14 protein-coding genes are annotated in these 15,116 nt (G+C 73.5%); 2 read left to right on the plus strand and 12 right to left on the minus strand.

The window, feature by feature from the left end:
- Positions 1–91 precede the first annotated feature (91 nt).
- The 8 genes from ACFY3U_RS26115 to ACFY3U_RS26150 form a co-directional block, all read right to left on the minus strand.
- The gene (locus ACFY3U_RS26115; RefSeq protein WP_387206355.1) at positions 92–733 is read right to left on the minus strand and encodes an MOSC domain-containing protein; all 642 of its coding nucleotides are present in this window, start codon (positions 731–733) and stop codon (positions 92–94) included.
- Between the two features lie 46 nt (positions 734–779).
- The gene (locus ACFY3U_RS26120; RefSeq protein WP_387206357.1) at positions 780–1,610 is read right to left on the minus strand and encodes a carbohydrate ABC transporter permease; all 831 of its coding nucleotides are present in this window, start codon (positions 1,608–1,610) and stop codon (positions 780–782) included.
- Positions 1,607–2,593 carry a carbohydrate ABC transporter permease gene (locus tag ACFY3U_RS26125; protein ID WP_387206359.1) on the minus strand — a complete coding sequence of 329 codons (987 nt, stop codon included), beginning with the start codon at positions 2,591–2,593 and terminating at the stop codon, positions 1,607–1,609. The genes ACFY3U_RS26120 and ACFY3U_RS26125 overlap by 4 nt, the downstream gene beginning before the upstream one ends.
- On the minus strand, positions 2,590–3,879 hold the full coding sequence (locus tag ACFY3U_RS26130) for a sugar ABC transporter substrate-binding protein (protein ID WP_387206361.1): 1,290 nt from the start codon (positions 3,877–3,879) through the stop codon (positions 2,590–2,592). The genes ACFY3U_RS26125 and ACFY3U_RS26130 overlap by 4 nt, the downstream gene beginning before the upstream one ends.
- A gap of 360 nt (positions 3,880–4,239) precedes the next feature.
- Positions 4,240–4,524: a GlsB/YeaQ/YmgE family stress response membrane protein gene (locus ACFY3U_RS26135; RefSeq protein WP_387206363.1), complete on the minus strand. Its 285-nt coding sequence runs from the start codon at positions 4,522–4,524 to the stop codon at positions 4,240–4,242.
- A 555-nt stretch (positions 4,525–5,079) separates the two neighbouring features.
- On the minus strand, positions 5,080–5,364 hold the full coding sequence (locus tag ACFY3U_RS26140) for a GlsB/YeaQ/YmgE family stress response membrane protein (RefSeq protein WP_387206363.1): 285 nt from the start codon (positions 5,362–5,364) through the stop codon (positions 5,080–5,082).
- Positions 5,365–5,669: 305 nt separating this feature from the next.
- Complete coding sequence (lepA, locus tag ACFY3U_RS26145) at positions 5,670–7,547, minus strand: translation elongation factor 4 (protein WP_387206364.1); 1,878 nt, start codon at positions 7,545–7,547, stop codon at positions 5,670–5,672.
- A 106-nt stretch (positions 7,548–7,653) separates the two neighbouring features.
- Complete coding sequence (locus ACFY3U_RS26150; protein ID WP_387206366.1) at positions 7,654–8,190, minus strand: DUF4240 domain-containing protein; 537 nt, start codon at positions 8,188–8,190, stop codon at positions 7,654–7,656.
- A gap of 60 nt (positions 8,191–8,250) precedes the next feature.
- Here ACFY3U_RS26150 and ACFY3U_RS26155 point away from each other — a divergent pair, with 60 nt between their 5' ends.
- Entirely contained in the window at positions 8,251–9,291 is a 1,041-nt protein-coding gene (locus tag ACFY3U_RS26155; RefSeq protein WP_387206449.1) for a phosphotransferase family protein, read from the plus strand.
- 117 nt (positions 9,292–9,408) lie between these two features.
- A complete protein-coding gene (gene rpsT, locus ACFY3U_RS26160) occupies positions 9,409–9,675 on the plus strand; it encodes a 30S ribosomal protein S20 (protein ID WP_387206368.1) in 267 nt (88 codons plus the stop codon).
- A gap of 182 nt (positions 9,676–9,857) precedes the next feature.
- Here rpsT and ACFY3U_RS26165 read toward each other — a convergent pair whose 3' ends face one another.
- The 4 genes from ACFY3U_RS26165 to ACFY3U_RS26180 form a co-directional block, all read right to left on the minus strand.
- Positions 9,858–10,334: a hypothetical protein gene (locus ACFY3U_RS26165; RefSeq protein ID WP_387206370.1), complete on the minus strand. Its 477-nt coding sequence runs from the start codon at positions 10,332–10,334 to the stop codon at positions 9,858–9,860.
- Positions 10,331–11,308: a DNA polymerase III subunit delta gene (holA, locus tag ACFY3U_RS26170; RefSeq protein WP_387206372.1), complete on the minus strand. Its 978-nt coding sequence runs from the start codon at positions 11,306–11,308 to the stop codon at positions 10,331–10,333. Before holA ends, ACFY3U_RS26165 begins: the two co-directional genes overlap by 4 nt.
- A gap of 251 nt (positions 11,309–11,559) precedes the next feature.
- Positions 11,560–13,962: a ComEC/Rec2 family competence protein gene (locus tag ACFY3U_RS26175; protein WP_387206374.1), complete on the minus strand. Its 2,403-nt coding sequence runs from the start codon at positions 13,960–13,962 to the stop codon at positions 11,560–11,562.
- Positions 13,959–14,909 (minus strand): helix-hairpin-helix domain-containing protein, encoded by a 951-nt coding sequence (locus tag ACFY3U_RS26180; protein ID WP_387206376.1) that lies wholly within the window; start codon positions 14,907–14,909, stop codon positions 13,959–13,961. The genes ACFY3U_RS26175 and ACFY3U_RS26180 overlap by 4 nt, the downstream gene beginning before the upstream one ends.
- Between the last annotated feature and the right edge of the window lie 207 nt (positions 14,910–15,116).

Raw genomic sequence — 15,116 nt, forward strand, 5'->3', positions numbered from 1 at the left:
CGGCCCGGTGCGCGGCCCTACCCGGCGCGGCCGTTGCCGGGCCGACGGCTGCGGCCGGGGCGGGCGACGCCGCGGTCAGGTGCCGCGCGGGTCAGTGGGCGCCGGCCACCCGGCGGCGCGCCTTGTCCAGCAGCGGCTCGGGCAGCTCGGCCGCGTCGAGCAGCCGGGGCAGCAGCTCCGGCTCCAGGCTGAACGCCCGGAACACCTCGCCGATGGTCACCCCGTGCGCCGGCCGGTCCACCACCTCGACCGGGTCCCCCGGGCCGACCGCTCCCTCGCGCAGCACCCGCAGGTACGCCCCCGGCGCCGCCCGCTCAGTGAACCGCTTGATCAGATCCGGTACGCCCCAGAAGCCGGCGAAGGTGGTGCACGGGGTGCGCGGCTTGGTCACCTGCAGCAGCGCCTCGCCCACCGCCCACTGCTCGCCGATCACCGCGCCGGTGACGTCGACCGCCCAGGTGGTGAGGTTCTCGCCGAACCCGCCGCTGCGGATGCCCCGGCCCAGCTCGGCCGCCCACCACCCGGCGTCCTCCTCGGCGTAGGCGTAGACCGCCTGGTCGGGGCCGCCGTGGTGGGCCCGTTCGCCGATGAAGTCGCCGTCCACGCCGGTCGCGCGCACCAGCACCGGCCGGTCGACCGGCCGCTTGTCGATGCCGCTGCGACCGCTCGCGTCGCCGGCCCAATCCGCCTCGGTCACCGTGCCGAGGTTCACCGCCGCCACCCTGCCCGTCATGGCGGTCAGCCTAGCCGCGGGGCCGCGCTCCCCGACACCCGGAAAATCAGCCCTTGACCGCGCCGGCCACCAGGCCGGAGGTCATCCGCCGCTGCACCAGCAGGAAGAAGACGATCACCGGCAGGGTGAACAGCGTCGAGGCGGCCATCACCGAGCCCCAGGCGGTGTCGTCACGGCCGAAGAAGAACGTCATCGCCACCGGCAGCGTGTAGCGGCTCTGGTCGTTGACGAAGGTCAGCGCGAAGATCAGCTCGTTCCACGCGGTGATGAAGGAGAAGATGCTGGTCGCCACCAGTCCCGGCGCCACCAGCGGGAAGAGCACCTTGCGAAAGGTCTGCGCCCGGCTGGCGCCGTCGATCGCCGCGGCCTCCTCCAGCTCCTTCGGCACCGCGGCCACGAAGCCGCGCAGCATCCAGACCGCGAACGGCAGCGAGAAGCCGAGGTACGTCAGGATCAGGCTGGGCAGCGTGTTGTAGAGGCCGAGCCGCTGGATCATCAGGAACAGCGGGATGACCAGCGCCTCCAGCGGGATCATCTGCACCACCAGCAGCAGGATCAGGAAGCTGGTCCGCAGCGTGAACCGGAACCGGGCCACCGCGGTCGCGGCCAGCAGCGCGACCAGGCCACTGAGCACCACGGTGCTCACCGCCACCAGCACGCTGTTGAGGAAGAAATCGGCGAAGGTCACGCCGGGGATCAGGTTGCCGGTGAGGATCTCCCGGTAGTGCTCCAGGGTGGGGTGCGCCGGCACCGGCCGGGGGGTGGCCGAGAAGATCTCCCGGTTCGGCTTCAGCGACGTCGCGATCATCCAGTAGACCGGGAACGCGGCGAAGAGCGCCACCAGCACGCCGGCGCCGTTGAGGGCGATCTTCTTCACGACTCGTCCTCCTGCTTGAGCACCATCCGGACGTACAGGCCGGTTACCACCAGCAGGATCAGCGTGAGGATGACCGCGATGGCGGAGCCCACGCCGTACTTCGGCGGCGGCGAGAAGGCCTCGGCGTACGAGTAGATCGAGAGCATGAACGTGGGCCGGTCCTGGGTGCCGCCGGCCAGCACGAACTGCTGGGTGAAGACCTTGAAGTCCCAGATCGTCGACAACACGACCAGGATGCCGAAGACGGGTCGCAGCACCGGGAAGGTGATCCGCCAGAACACCCGCCACGGCCCCGCCCCGTCGACCCGGGCGGCCTCGTGCAGCTCGCTCGGCACGCTCTTGAGCCCGGCCAGCACGCTGACCGCGATGAACGGGAACGAGTGCCAGACCACCACCAGGGTGAGGATGGCGAAGAACAGCAGCGGCGAGTTGAACCAGCCGTACCCGGTCCAGTCGGCCCGCCCGAACAGCGCGCTCGAAAGGCCGTCGGGCAGGGCGTTGAACAGCCAGGTGACCAGGCCGGACGTGTCGTCGAAGATCCACTTCCAGACGATCGTGCCGGTCAGCGCCGGGGTGGCCCAGGCGAGCATCACGCAGCTGGCCACGAACGTCGCCATCCGCTTGCCGAGCCGGTTGAGCAGCAGCCCGACCAGGGTGCCGAGGATCATCGTCAGCAGCACGTTGGCCGCGGCGAAGAGCACCGTGTTGCGCAGCACCGTACGGAAGAACGGGTCGCCGAGGATCTGGGTGTAGTTGGCCAGCCCCACCCAGGGCCACTCGCGGTCGCCGCGCAACTGCCGGACGCTGTCCAGCTTGTAGAACGACATCGCCACCACCTGACCCAGCGGCCAGAGCAGCAGCACCCCGATGACCACCAGGCAGGGCAGCAGGAGCAGGTACGGCAGGCGGTCCACCCGGCGGCGCCGCCGCGCGGGGGTCTCCCGCGCGGCGGTCGTACCGGTGGGTCTGGTCAGGGTGCTCACTTGGCGTTGAGGACGCTTTCCATCTCGGCCGCCGCGTCGGCGGTGGCCTGCTGGACCGACTTCTGCCCCTTGATGATCGAGCTGTTCATCGCCTGGGTCACCGTCTTGGTCCGGCTGACCTCGACCCACTTGGGGCTCAGCGGCGTGACCTTGGTGTTCTGCATGGTGGTGGCGAACGCGGCCATCACCTTGTCGTTCGCGTAGCTGCCGCCGGAGACCAGGTCGGAGTAGACCGGGAAGAAGCCGAGGCTGCCGGCGAAGGCCTGCGCGTTCTTCTTGTTGTTCAGCACCGTCAGGTAGTCCCAGGCCAGGTCCTGCCGGCCGCTGTCCTTCCAGACGGCGAGGTCGGAGCCGCCGGCGAAGGCCGGGGCGGGCTTGCCGTCCGGGCCGGGGATCGGGAAGGTGCCCCAGACCTTGGCGATGTCGGGGTTGTCCTTCTTCATGGCGCCGCCCTGCCAGCTGCCCGCGAAGGCCATCGCCGCCTTGCCGGTGGCGAACTGGGTACGCGCGTCGACCTCGTTCCAGGCCGCCGCGGCCGGCGGCGCGACCTTGTGCACGGTGACCAGGTCGGTCCAGAACTTGACCGCCTTCCGGGCCTCCGGGCTGGTGTAGCCCGACTTCCAGCTGCCGCCCTGCTCGGTGGCGATCTCACCGCCGGCGCCCCAGAGGAAGGAGTAGAACGGCAGCTCCGAGTTGCCCGGCAGCGCGATGCCGTAGGTGTTCGGCTTCTTGGCCTGCACCGCCTTGGCCACCGTGACCAGCTCGTCCCAGGTCTTCGGCGGCTGCACACCCGCCTCGGCGAACCAGTCGGTGCGGTAGTAGATGGCGCGCACCCCGGCATACCACGGGACGCCGTACTGCTTGCCGTCGAGCTGGGCGTTCTTCACCAGGTCGGGCAGCAGGTCCTTGCCGTCGGACCAGCCGGCGAACTTGTCCGAGACGTCGGCGAGCGCGTCCTGCGCCGCCCAGCCCTGGGTCTCGGTGTTGCCGAGCTCGGTGACGTCCGGGCCGGCACCGCCGGCCAGCGCCGCCTGGAACTTCTTCGGCGCCTCGAGCCAGGGGATGTACTGCACGACCACGTCGGTGTCCGGGTGCTTCTGCCGGAACTCCTTCTCGACCCCGTCGAGGAACGTCGTCTGGGCGTCGCCGCCCTCACCCATCATCCAGACCGTCAGCTTGCTGTCATCGGCCGCCGCGTCGTCGCCCGAACCACCGCACCCGGTGAGGACCATCGCGGCCGAGGCCACGACGGCGGTGACCGGGGCCAGCCGCTTCCACCTGTTCACGCCACTTCTCCCTCGCGCCATCTGGCACTAACCTTCCGTGCCGCACCCTAGTAGGAAAAATTCCTTTACGACAGGGGTGCCGGCGGGCGAGGCGACCGTACCGTAGGTCGCGGTGGCCCCGACCCGCCCCGACCCGCCCCGACGGGCCCGCCGGGGGCCGACCCGCCCCGGCGTACGAGCCGACGCCGACGACCGTCCGGGGTACGGGCGGACGGCGAGGGCGTCCGGGGTACGGGCGGACGGCGAGGGCGTCCGGGGTACGGGCGGACGGCGAGGGCGTCCGGGGTACGGGCAGAAACGAGCGGGCGCCCGCACCCCCGAAGGGGTACGGGCGCCCGCTGAGACGCTGCGCTGCGGAGATTACCGGTGGGTGACGCCCCGGCGACCACCCACACCGGCCACCAGCGCCACGGCGACCGCGGCGAGGAGGACCTGCAGCAGGAACTCACGCCAGTCGAAACCGGCGGTGTCCGCGAAGCCCGACGCGCGGGCGATGATCGTGCCCAGCAGAGCGGCGCCAACGCCGATCAGCATGTGCAGCCAGATCGGCATGTTCTGGCGGCCCGGCACGACCAGGCGGCCCAGAGCGCCGACGATCAGGCCGACGACGATGGCGGTGATGATGCCCCACACGGTGAGCTCCACGGCCCGTACTCCTTCATTAGACAAGTCTCAGGTTGGGTGGTTCCTGGTGCGACAGATAGGTTCCCGACCCGGCGAAATCCCAAACCGACTTTCGGCCCCGCCGACCCCAAAACCGCTCGCGGACCACGGACGGGGGCCCGCGGCGTCCTGCCCGCCGGGGTTTTCGCGGTCCACGGTCTGCGGGGTCCGTGGTCTGCGGGATTCCGTGGGGCTGCGGGGTCTGTCGACTGCGTCGGTCGGGGCACTGCGGTCCGTGGGCCCACGTCGGATGACGGTCGGAGACGCATGAGGAATGAGCGTGATGACTCCGAGGCATGAATATGCCTCAGAGTCATCACGCCTCTCGGGAAGTTGCTTCCGGCAGCCATCACGCTCCGTGACCCACGCCGCCGGACTCCCGCTTTACCCAGGTAACGCCGGCCGGCCGAGCCGCCGGCCGGCACGACCGCTCACCGCCGCCGCGAGGCCTGGCCAGGAGGTCGGGGCGCGCACGCGAGCGGGCGCCCGCACCCCCGAAGGGGTACGGGCGCCCGCTGAGACGCTGCGCTGCGGAGATTACCGGTGGGTGACGCCCCGGCGACCACCCACACCAGCCACCAGCGCCACGGCGACCGCGGCGAGGAGGACCTGCAGCAGGAACTCACGCCAGTCGAAACCGGCGGTGTCCGCGAAGCCCGACGCGCGGGCGATGATCGTGCCCAGCAGAGCGGCGCCAACGCCGATCAGCATGTGCAGCCAGATCGGCATGTTCTGGCGGCCCGGCACGACCAGGCGGCCCAGAGCGCCGACGATGAGACCAACAACGATGGCGGTGATGATGCCCCACACGGTGAGCTCCACGGTCGCCCTCCTCCTGAATGTTCGAGTCGCACGTTGTCGTGCGGTTCTTGTCGTGACCGCTAGATGCCCGAACCGCCGAAAAACCAAACCGACTCATCACCACAAGGTTCGCGCCGGTCGATGCCCGGCCGACGCGTCGATTGCCGCACGGGACGTCTACGCAGCTCAGGCCGGGTGCGGCTGATGGGAGCGCGCCCAGGTGCCACCGGAAGTTAATCCCGGTGACATGCACCGGCCCGGACGGAAACGGCCGGCACACCGCCGTCGGGCGGGGTGCCGGCCGTCCGTTCGCCGGTCGGGGTGGGCTACTTCTTGGCCGAGCCCTTGGCGTCGCCGGAGTCGGAGGAGAGGGCGGCGATGAAGGCCTCCTGCGGGACCTCCACCCGGCCGACCATCTTCATCCGCTTCTTGCCCTCCTTCTGCTTCTCCAGCAGCTTGCGCTTCCGGCTGATGTCACCGCCGTAGCACTTGGCGAGCACGTCCTTGCGGATGGCGCGGATGGTCTCCCGGGCGATCACCCGGCTGCCGATTGCCGCCTGGATCGGCACCTCGAACTGCTGGCGCGGGATCAGGTTGCGCAGCTTGGCCGCGATGGTGACCCCGTAGTTGTACGCCTTGTCCTTGTGCACGATCGCGCTGAACGCGTCCACCGGCTCACCGTGCAGGAGGATGTCCACCTTCACCAGGTCGGACGCCTGCTCGCCGGAGGGCTCGTAGTCCAGCGAGGCGTACCCCTTGGTGCGGCTCTTGAGCTGGTCGAAGAAGTCGAAGATGATCTCGGCCAGCGGCAGCGTGTAGCGCAGCTCCACCCGGTCGGCGGAGAGGTAGTCCATGCCGAGCAGGGTGCCTCGGCGGCCCTGGCACAGCTCCATCACCGCGCCCACGTAGTCGTTTGGGGTCAGCACGGTGGCCCGGACCACCGGCTCGTACACCTCGGCGATCTTGCCGGTCGGGTACTCGCTCGGGTTGGTCACCACGATCTCCTGGCCGTCCTCGGTGATGGCCCGGTAGACCACGTTCGGCGCGGTGGAGATCAGGTCGAGGTTGTACTCCCGCTCCAGCCGCTCCCGGATGATCTCCAGGTGCAGCAGGCCGAGGAAGCCGCAGCGGAAGCCGAAGCCGAGCGCGCCCGACGTCTCCGGCTCGTAGTCGAGCGCGGCGTCGTTGAGCTTGAGCTTGTCCAGCGCCTCGCGGAGGTTCGGGTAGTCCGACCCGTCGATCGGGTAGAGCCCGGAGTAGACCATCGGCTTCGGGTCCTTGTAGCCGCCCAGGGCCTCCGTCGCCGGCCGGGCGTTGATGGTGACGGTGTCACCGACCCGGGACTGGCGGACGTCCTTCACGCCGGTGATCAGGTAGCCCACCTCGCCGACGCCGAGCGCGCCGGCCTTCTGCATCTCCGGCGAGATCACCCCGATCTCCAGCAGCTCGTGCACCGCGCCGGTGGACATCATCTTGATCCGGTCCCGGGCGCTGATCAGGCCGTCGATCACCCGGACGTAGGTGACCACGCCCCGGTAGACGTCGTACACCGAGTCGAAGATCATCGCCCGGGCGGGCGCGTCGGCGTCGCCGGTGGGCGGGACGAACTGCCGGACGATCTCGTCGAGCAGGTAGGGCACCCCCACGCCGGTCTTGCCGGAGACCCGGATGCAGTCGGCCGGGTCGCCACCGATCAGGTGGGCCAGCTCCTCGGCGTACTTCTCCGGCTGGGCGGCCGGCAGGTCGATCTTGTTGAGCACCGGGATGATGCGCAGGTCGTTCTCGAGCGCCAGGTAGAGGTTCGCCAGGGTCTGCGCCTCGATCCCCTGCGCGGCGTCGACCAGCAGGATGGCGCCCTCGCAGGCCGCCAGCGAACGGGACACCTCGTAGGTGAAGTCCACGTGGCCCGGGGTGTCGATCATGTTGAGCACGGCCTGCTCGCCGGCCCGCTCCCCCTCGCGGATGGTCCACGGCATCCGGACGGCCTGGCTCTTGATGGTGATGCCGCGCTCGCGCTCGATGTCCATCCGGTCCAGGTACTGCGCGCGCATCTGCCGGGGGTCGACCACGCCGGTGAGCTGCAACATCCGGTCGGCCAACGTCGACTTCCCGTGGTCGATGTGGGCGATGATGCCGAAGTTCCTGATGCGTGCCGGGTCGGTGGCACCAGGAGCGTTCGCGCCGGGATCGAGCGTCGGTGGCACAGCGGTCCGTTCTGGTCGGCTGACGTGAGCGGGCCGACGCGACGCCGGCCCCCTCTATGCTCCCACGTCGCCCCGGACGCGGTCCGATCACTCCTCGGGCCGCGCTTCACTCCTGCGGCGGCTCCACGAACAGCGCGGCCAGGCGGGGCAGTCGGCGGCGCGCCTCGTCCTCGTCGTCGAAGTCCCAGAAGTCGTTCAGGTCGGGCGTCGCGACCGGGTCGCGCTCCGCCGGCAGCTCGGTCGCGGTCGCCTTCCGGTACGCGTCCCAGGGCACGGTGAGCATCTGCGGGCAGCGGAACTCCTCGCCACTGAGCGAGGCGGCCCGCACCCGGGGCAGCTCGGCCAGCGCGTCCGGCTCGGCGACCGCCCGGGCGAAGACCGCCCGGCCCTGGGTCATCAGCCAGCCCCGGAACGCCTCGAAGTCGTCGGCGGCGGCACCGGAGTTGATCAGGTACGCCGCGCCCCACAGGTCGACCCGGTGCGAGGCGGCCAGCACCCGCCGCTGGTGCTGGGCGTAGCCGGCGATCTCCTCGGGATCCCGCTCGGCCAGCAGCGCGACGGCCCGGGCGGCGACCGCGGGCGCCTCCCCGCCGCCACCGGCCCGGGCCTGCTCGATCAACTGCCAGAAGTCCTCGGTCCTCATGGCCTGGCAGTCTCCCAGACCCACTCCCGACCGCACCCGGTCGGCGGGGACACGCCGGCACTGGTCCGCCCGGGGCCGGGCGGGCAGCATGACGGGGTGACCGCCAGCCCGCCGCCGCCGTACCACGCCACCGCCGTACGGCCCGACTGGTCGGCGCTGCCGGCCGGGCTGCGCGCCGCGGTGGCCGCCCGGCTCGGCGGGCCGGTGACCTCGGCGCGGACCGCGCGAGCCGGCTTCACCGGCGGATTCGCCGCGGTCCTGGCGACGGCGGACGGCGGCCGGGTCTTCGTCAAGGCCGCCGACCTGGCCCGGCAGCGGCCGCTCGCCGACTGGTACGCCCGGGAGGCCGAGGTGCTGGCCCGGCTACCGGCCGGCCTGCCGGTCCCCCGGCCGCGCTGGACGCTCACCCACTCCGGCTGGTACGCCCTCTGCCTGGACGCGATCGACGGGCGGACGCCCCGGCTGCCCTGGTATCCGGCCGAGCGGGACGCCATCCTGGCCGGGTACGCCGAGGTGGCCGCCGCGCTCGCCCGACCCCCCGCCGGCCTGGTCGACCTCGGCCCGCCCCGGCTGGCCGACCTGGCCCGCGACGACATCCTCTGGTGGGGCGAGGTGGCCGCCGGTCGCGAGCCCGCACCGCCGCTGCCCGGCCCCGTCGCCCACCGGCTGCCCGAGCTGGTGGCGCTGGAGTCCCGCCTGCCCGGGTACGCCGCGGCCGGCACCGGCCTGGCGCACGGTGACCTGCGGATGGACAACGTGCTGCTCGACGCCGGCGGCCGGGCCTGGTTCTGCGACTGGGCCTGGCTGTGCCGGGGGCCGGCCTGGTTCGACCTGGTCACCCTGCTGCTCACCGGGTACGACGGCGGCGGTGGAATGGACGGGCTGTTCGCCGGCCACCCCGCTGCGGCCGGCGCCCCGCCGGACGCCCTGGACGTGACGCTCGCCGCGCTCGCCGGCTACCACCTCACCGGGGCGGCCGCCCCCGAGCCGGCGGACGGGCCAACGGACGGGCCGGTGGCGTCGCCGCACCGGCGGGCGCACCAGCGGTTCAGCGGGGAACGGGCGCTCGCCTGGCTGGCCGCGCGGCAGGGCTGGGTCTGAGCCGTTTTGGCTCGTCCCGGGTGACCTGGTAACCTGGTTCTTCGCGCAGCGATGACGCATGCTCGTCGTCGCGCGCGGCAAGCAGACCATACCGAGCTATCAAGACGAGGCTGTCGCGTGGCGAACATCAAGTCCCAGATCAAGCGCAACCGGCAGAACGAGAAGCGCCGGCTGCGTAACAAGTCGGTCAAGTCGTCGCTGAAGACCGCCATCCGCAAGTTCCACGAGGCTGCGGAGGCCGGTGACAACGAGCAGGCCGCCGTGCTGATGCGTGAGGCCGCTCGCAAGCTGGACAAGGCCGCCAGCAAGGGCGTCATCCACGCCAACCAGGCGGCCAACCGGAAGTCGGCGATCGCCAAGCGCGTCGGCGTTCTCTCCGCCTGATCCGAGTCACCTCGGAACGACCGGAAGCCCCCGGGGTCAACCCCGGGGCTTCCGGTTTTTGGCGTGCCCGCACCCCGGCTTTGTTCGTGCCGGGCCTGCGTGCGGCCGTCCCGATGGGCGCGCGGCCGTGCGGGGCTCCCGGCGGGTCCGCGCCAGGTCGTCCCGTGGCCGCCGGTGCCGGGTCAGCGCCAGTCGGGCAGGTCGTCGCCGGCGGCCGGCCAGTCCGTCGGCACCCGGCCGTAGCCGCCGGGCGTCGCCGGCCGGTGCCACCGCTGCGGGTACGCCTCGGCGCTCACCGCCGCCCCCGGCAGGGCGCGCGGCACCGTGGCCCGCCCGACCACCGGTTCCACCTGTCGCCGGAAGCGGTCCCGTTCCTGCTCGGGCACCAGCGCCGCGGTACGGACCACCGACTCGGCGACCACGTCGTTGAGCTTCACCATCAGCGCCACCGCGACCGGCAGGATCAGCACCGCCCACCAGGTCACCAGCTCGGCGAGGGCGAGCAGCACGGCGAGCGCGACGGCGCCCTCGAAGAACAGGAAGCACAGCACCCCGCCCGGGTTCACGAACCGCAGCCCGAGCGCCCGGGCGTAGAGCGGCCGGTACCGCTCCTCCTCGCTCGGCACGCTGGCCCACGACCGCCGGGAGTGGCCGGTCACCGGGCCCCACCCCGGCGGGCCGCCGCGACCGAGAAGACCGCCTTCTCCAGCGCGTACGCCCGGTCGTCGGCGCCACCCTTGACCGCGGCGTTGCACTCGGCGGCCGCCCGCATCGCGTCGACCAGCCCCTCCGGGGTCCAGCCCCGGGCCCGCTGCTGGGCGTTCTTGATCTTCCAGGCGGGCATGCCGAGCGTGCTGGCCAGCTGGTAGGGGTCGCCCCGACCGGCAGCGGCCACCCGGGCCACGGTGCGCACCCCGTCGGCCAGGGCGTCGGCGATCGGCACCGGATCGACGCCGACGTGCAGCGCCCAGCGCAGCGCCTCCAGCGCCGCCGGGACGTCCCCGATCATCGTGGCGTCGGCCACGGTGAAGCCGCTCACCTCGACCCGGCCGCGGTAGTAACGGGCCACGGTGTCCGCGCCGATCCGCCCGTCGGTGTCCGCGATCAGCTGGGAGCAGGCGGCGGCGAGCTCGCGCAGGTCGTTGCCGACCGCGGCGATCAGCGCCTCGGCCGCGTCGTCGGTGCACCGGCCGCCGCCGCGCCGGATCTCGTCCCGGACGAAGGCCACCCGCTCCCGGTGCCCCTTGAGCTTCGCCGCGGGCACCACCGTCGCGCCGGCCGCCCGCAGCCCGTCGGCGAAGGCCCTGCCCTTGGCCCCACCCAGGTGCAGCACCACCAGCTGGACGTCCGGGTCGGGGTTCTTCGCGTACCCGAGCAGGGCCGCGACCAGGTCCTTGCGGGCGTCCTGCGCCGACTGGAGCACCAGCACCCGGCGGCCACCGAACAGCGACGGGCTCAGCATCTCGGCGATCTCGCCCACGGTCAGCGACCCGGCCTGGTACTCCCGGACGTCCACGTCCGGGTCGACCTGGCGAACTTTCGCCACGGCTTCGGTCACCGCGCGCGTGGCGAGCAGCTCCTCGTCGCCGATGACGAGCAGAATGGGAGCGAGGCTGGCGGTCACGCCGCCCATCTTGGCACGGGTCACGGCGGGCGCGGGCGTGCTGCCGGACGGCCGTGAGGGCGCACCCCGCACTCAGCGCAAATCAAGACATTTGCCATGATTACTGGGCTGATAGCGGCAATACGGCAGCCTTCCTGAGTTTTCCTCCCTTCCGCAGCATCTTCCCCGGCCCGCCGCCCACCGTCGGCGGCCGCGAGCTGCCGAGCATCGCGGGCGGGCGCCGGCCACCGCCACCGCCGGCGAAACCCGGGGCTCACCGCTCACCGCCGACCCGGTGGCAGGCCGCGGGCGACGACGGCCAGCCCGCGCGGGCCGGTCACCACCGCCACATCTCCGTCGGTGTCGGTGCGCAGCACCCGGACCCCGTCCCGGGCGAACCCGCTCAGGATGCTCGGGCTGGGGTGCCCGTAGTCGTTGTCCAGACCCACCTCCACCACAGCGACCGCCGGCCGGACCGCCGCCAGGAACGCCGGATCCTGGTACGCGCTGCCGTGGTGCGCCACCTTGAGCACCTCGGCCCGCAGCGCGTCGGGCGGCACCCGGTCCAGCAGGTCCCGCTGCTCCTCGGTCTCGGCGTCGCCGGGCAGCAGGATCCGCACCCCGGCCACCGTGGCCCGCAGCACCACCGAGTTGTTGTTCGGGTCCGACCGGGTGCCCCGCAGTGGATCCACCGGCCCGAGCGCCACCAGCTCCACCCCGCCGGCCCGGTACGACCACCCCGCCGCCGCCACACCGAGCGCGACCGCACCCGCCGCGTCGGCCACCAGCTTCCGCCCGTCCGGCGGCTCGGGCAGGCCCGGGGCGAGCACGGCGGTGACCCGCCGGCCCCGGAAGACGCCCGCCACCCCGCCCACGTGGTCGGCGTGGAAGTGGCTCACCACCAGCAGCGACACCTCCCGTACGCCGAGGCGGCGCAGGCAGCCGTCGACCGCGGACGGCTCCGGCCCGGCGTCCACCACCACCGCCCGCCCGGCGGCGACCGGCAGCACCAGGGCGTCGCCCTGGCCCACCGCGCAGCCGACCAGCAACCAACCGACCGGCGGCCACCCGTCGGCGATCAGCCGCACCGGCAGCGTCCCCAGCACGATCGCGACGGCGCAGACCGCCACCAGCCGGCGGATCACCGGCCGACGGGTGGCGATGAGCAGCGCCACGGTCAGCCCGGCCAGCAACAACGCGCCCGGCACCCCGCCCGGCCAGGGCAGGGTGCCCGCCGGCAGCCGGGCCCCGACCCGGGCGACGGTCACCAGCCACCAGGCCGGCCAGCTCGCCAGCCAGGCGACGAACTCGGCCGCGGCCGGCCAGACCGGCGAGATCACCGCCGCCGTCACGCCGAGCACCGTGGCCGGCGCGATCGCCGGCACCACCAGCAGGTTGGCCGGCACGGCGACCAGACTGACCGTGCCCGAGATGCCGGCCACCACGGGCCCGCAGGTGACCTGTGCCGCCGCCGGGACGGCGAGCGCCTCGGCCAGGCCCGGCGGCACCCGCCGGCGGCGCAGCGCGTCCCGCCAGCCCGGCGCGAGCAGCAGCAGCCCGCCGGTGGCCAGCACCGAGAGCGCGAAGCCGGGGTCGCCGGCCAGGTCCGGATCGAGCAGCACCAGCACGGCGACCGCCGCGCCGAGCGCCGGCAGCGCCGCCCGGGGCCGGCCGACGGCCAGCGCGGCGAGCCCGATCGCGCCCATGGTGGCGGCCCGGACCACGCTGGGCGAGGGGCGGACCAGGACGACGAAGCCAATCAGGGCCAGCCCGCACAGCACGGCGGCCGTCCGCGGACCGGCTCGCGCCCAGCGGGCGAACAGCAGCACCGCGCCGACCACGATGGCCACGTTGGAGCCCGACACGGCGTTGAGGTGGGTCATCCCGGTGGCCCGGAAGTCCTCCTCCACCGTGGCGGGCAGCCGGCTGGTGTCCCCGACGACCAGCCCGGGCAGCAGGCCGCCCCGGTCGTCCGGGAGCGGCTCGCAGGCCCGTTGCAGGCCGCCGCGGAGCGTTCCGGCGGCGCGCTGGAGCCAGGGCGCCGGCCCGAGCGGCACGGGCGGGCCAGTCGCCGTGAGCACGGCGGCGGTGAGGTCGCCGCCCCGAGGGGTGGCCAGCCGCCCCCGCGCGGTGAGCCGCTGCCCCGGCAGCTGCCCCCGCCACCCCGGCTCGGTGGTCAGCACCAGCAACCGGACCGGCGCCCGCAGGCGGGTGCCGTCCGGGCCGGTGAGTCGCACCAGGTCCGCGGTGACCAGCAACGGCGCCGGCTGGCCGGGAGCACCGCGGATCGGGCGGGGGTCGTCGCGGAGCACCAGTTCGGCGGTGACCCGGGCCCGCTCCGCCGCCAGCGAGCGCAGCGGATCGGCGTCGCGCCCGTGCAGTCTCGCGGCGGTGGCCGTAGCCCCGCAGACCACGCCGAGCAGCACCGCGACGGCGATCCAGCCGTACCGCCGAGCCGGTGGGCGGGGGCGACCGAGCAGACCGGACAGGTGTGCCGCCGCGCCGACGGCCGACGCGGCGGCGACGCCGGCGATCGCCGCGGCCGGCGCGGCCGGCGCGGCGGTGAGGTGCAGGCAGCCCAGCGCGGTCAACCACGCCGCCACCGCCAGCCCGGCCAGGCGCAGGTCGGGTGGCTCCGGCGGCTGGGTCGCGGACGTCCCGGACGGCGGCTGGGGTGGGCTCACACCGTCACCAGGTCCTTGAGCTGTTCGTAGCGGGCGTCGCCGATGCCGTCCACCTGGCGCAGGTCGCCGACCGAGCGGAAACCGCCCTGCTGGTCACGGTGGGTGAGGATGCGCTGGGCCAGCACCGGACCGACGCCGGGCAGCGCGTCGAGCTGGGCCAGCGTGGCGGTGTTCAGGTTCAGCCGGGCGCCCGGGGCGGGCGCACCACCCGGGGCGGCGCCACCGGCCGACGCTCCGGCCGGCCCCGCGGCGGGCGCGGGCTGGCCGGGCGGCGCCGCGACGCCGACCAGGATCAGCTCGCCGTCGGTGACCTTCCGGGCCGGATTGAGCAGCGCCACGTCGACGCCGGGCAGCGCCCCGCCGGCCGCCTGCACCGCGTCGGCCACCCGGGACCCGGCCGGCACCCGGACCAGCCCGGGGCGGCGTACCTTGCCGGCCACCGCGACCACCAGGTCGCCGGCGGGGGTGGCGGTCGGGCCGGGCGCTCCGGACGCCGCCCCGCCGATCGGGGCCGCCGCGGCCAGCTCGGTGGGGACCGGCTCGGCGTGCGGGCGGGACCGCCAGGCCCAGAAACCGGCGCCGAGCACCACCACCACGGCAACGGCGGCCAGCGCACGCACCCCACGGCGGCCGGGATCGAAGGCACCCGGGCCGGGCAACCGGGACGCGGTGGTCGGGGCCGGCTCGTCGGGGCCGGCATCCTCCGGGTGGTCCGGCTCCTCCACCGGCCAGGGCACGGCCGGCAACCCCCGGTCGACCTGCCCGGCCGACGTCGTCCCGAGCCAGGCGGACGGGTCGATCGGGCGGGCCGCGCCGACCCACTCGCCGCCGGGCCGGCTGCCCTCGACGGCACCGGTCGCCGGCGGCCCGGCGGAACCGACCTGGACCTCCGGTTCGATCAGCCGGTACAACCGCCGCCGCACGATGGCCTCCTCGTCGTCTGACACGAGGCGACGGTAGGACGGGGGGAAGTGCTGGGCGGCGCACCGAAGGTCGGCTGTGGACGACGGAGGCCGCTGTGGACAACCACCTGATCATGCGGGTGGTCTGGTATGAGGACGAGCCGCAGCGCACCCGGATCGGGACCGCCTCGGCAGGTACTCCACGGTGGTCGGGTCAGCTGATTCGTTTACGTCATCAGGTCCGTAGCGTCC

It is taken from the genome of Micromonospora sp. NPDC000089 (assembly GCF_042899365.1).
Taxonomy (GTDB): Bacteria; Actinomycetota; Actinomycetes; order Mycobacteriales; family Micromonosporaceae; genus Micromonospora.

What these genes read in the sequence shown, in the direction of transcription:
- ACFY3U_RS26115 (WP_387206355.1), bottom strand. Translation starts at nt 733, where the DNA reads ATGACGGGCAGGGTGGCGGCGGTGAACCTCGGCACGGTGACCGAGGCG.
- ACFY3U_RS26150 (WP_387206366.1), bottom strand. Translation starts at nt 8,190, where the DNA reads ATGAGGACCGAGGACTTCTGGCAGTTGATCGAGCAGGCCCGGGCCGGT.
- holA (WP_387206372.1), bottom strand. Translation starts at nt 11,308, where the DNA reads ATGGGCGGCGTGACCGCCAGCCTCGCTCCCATTCTGCTCGTCATCGGC.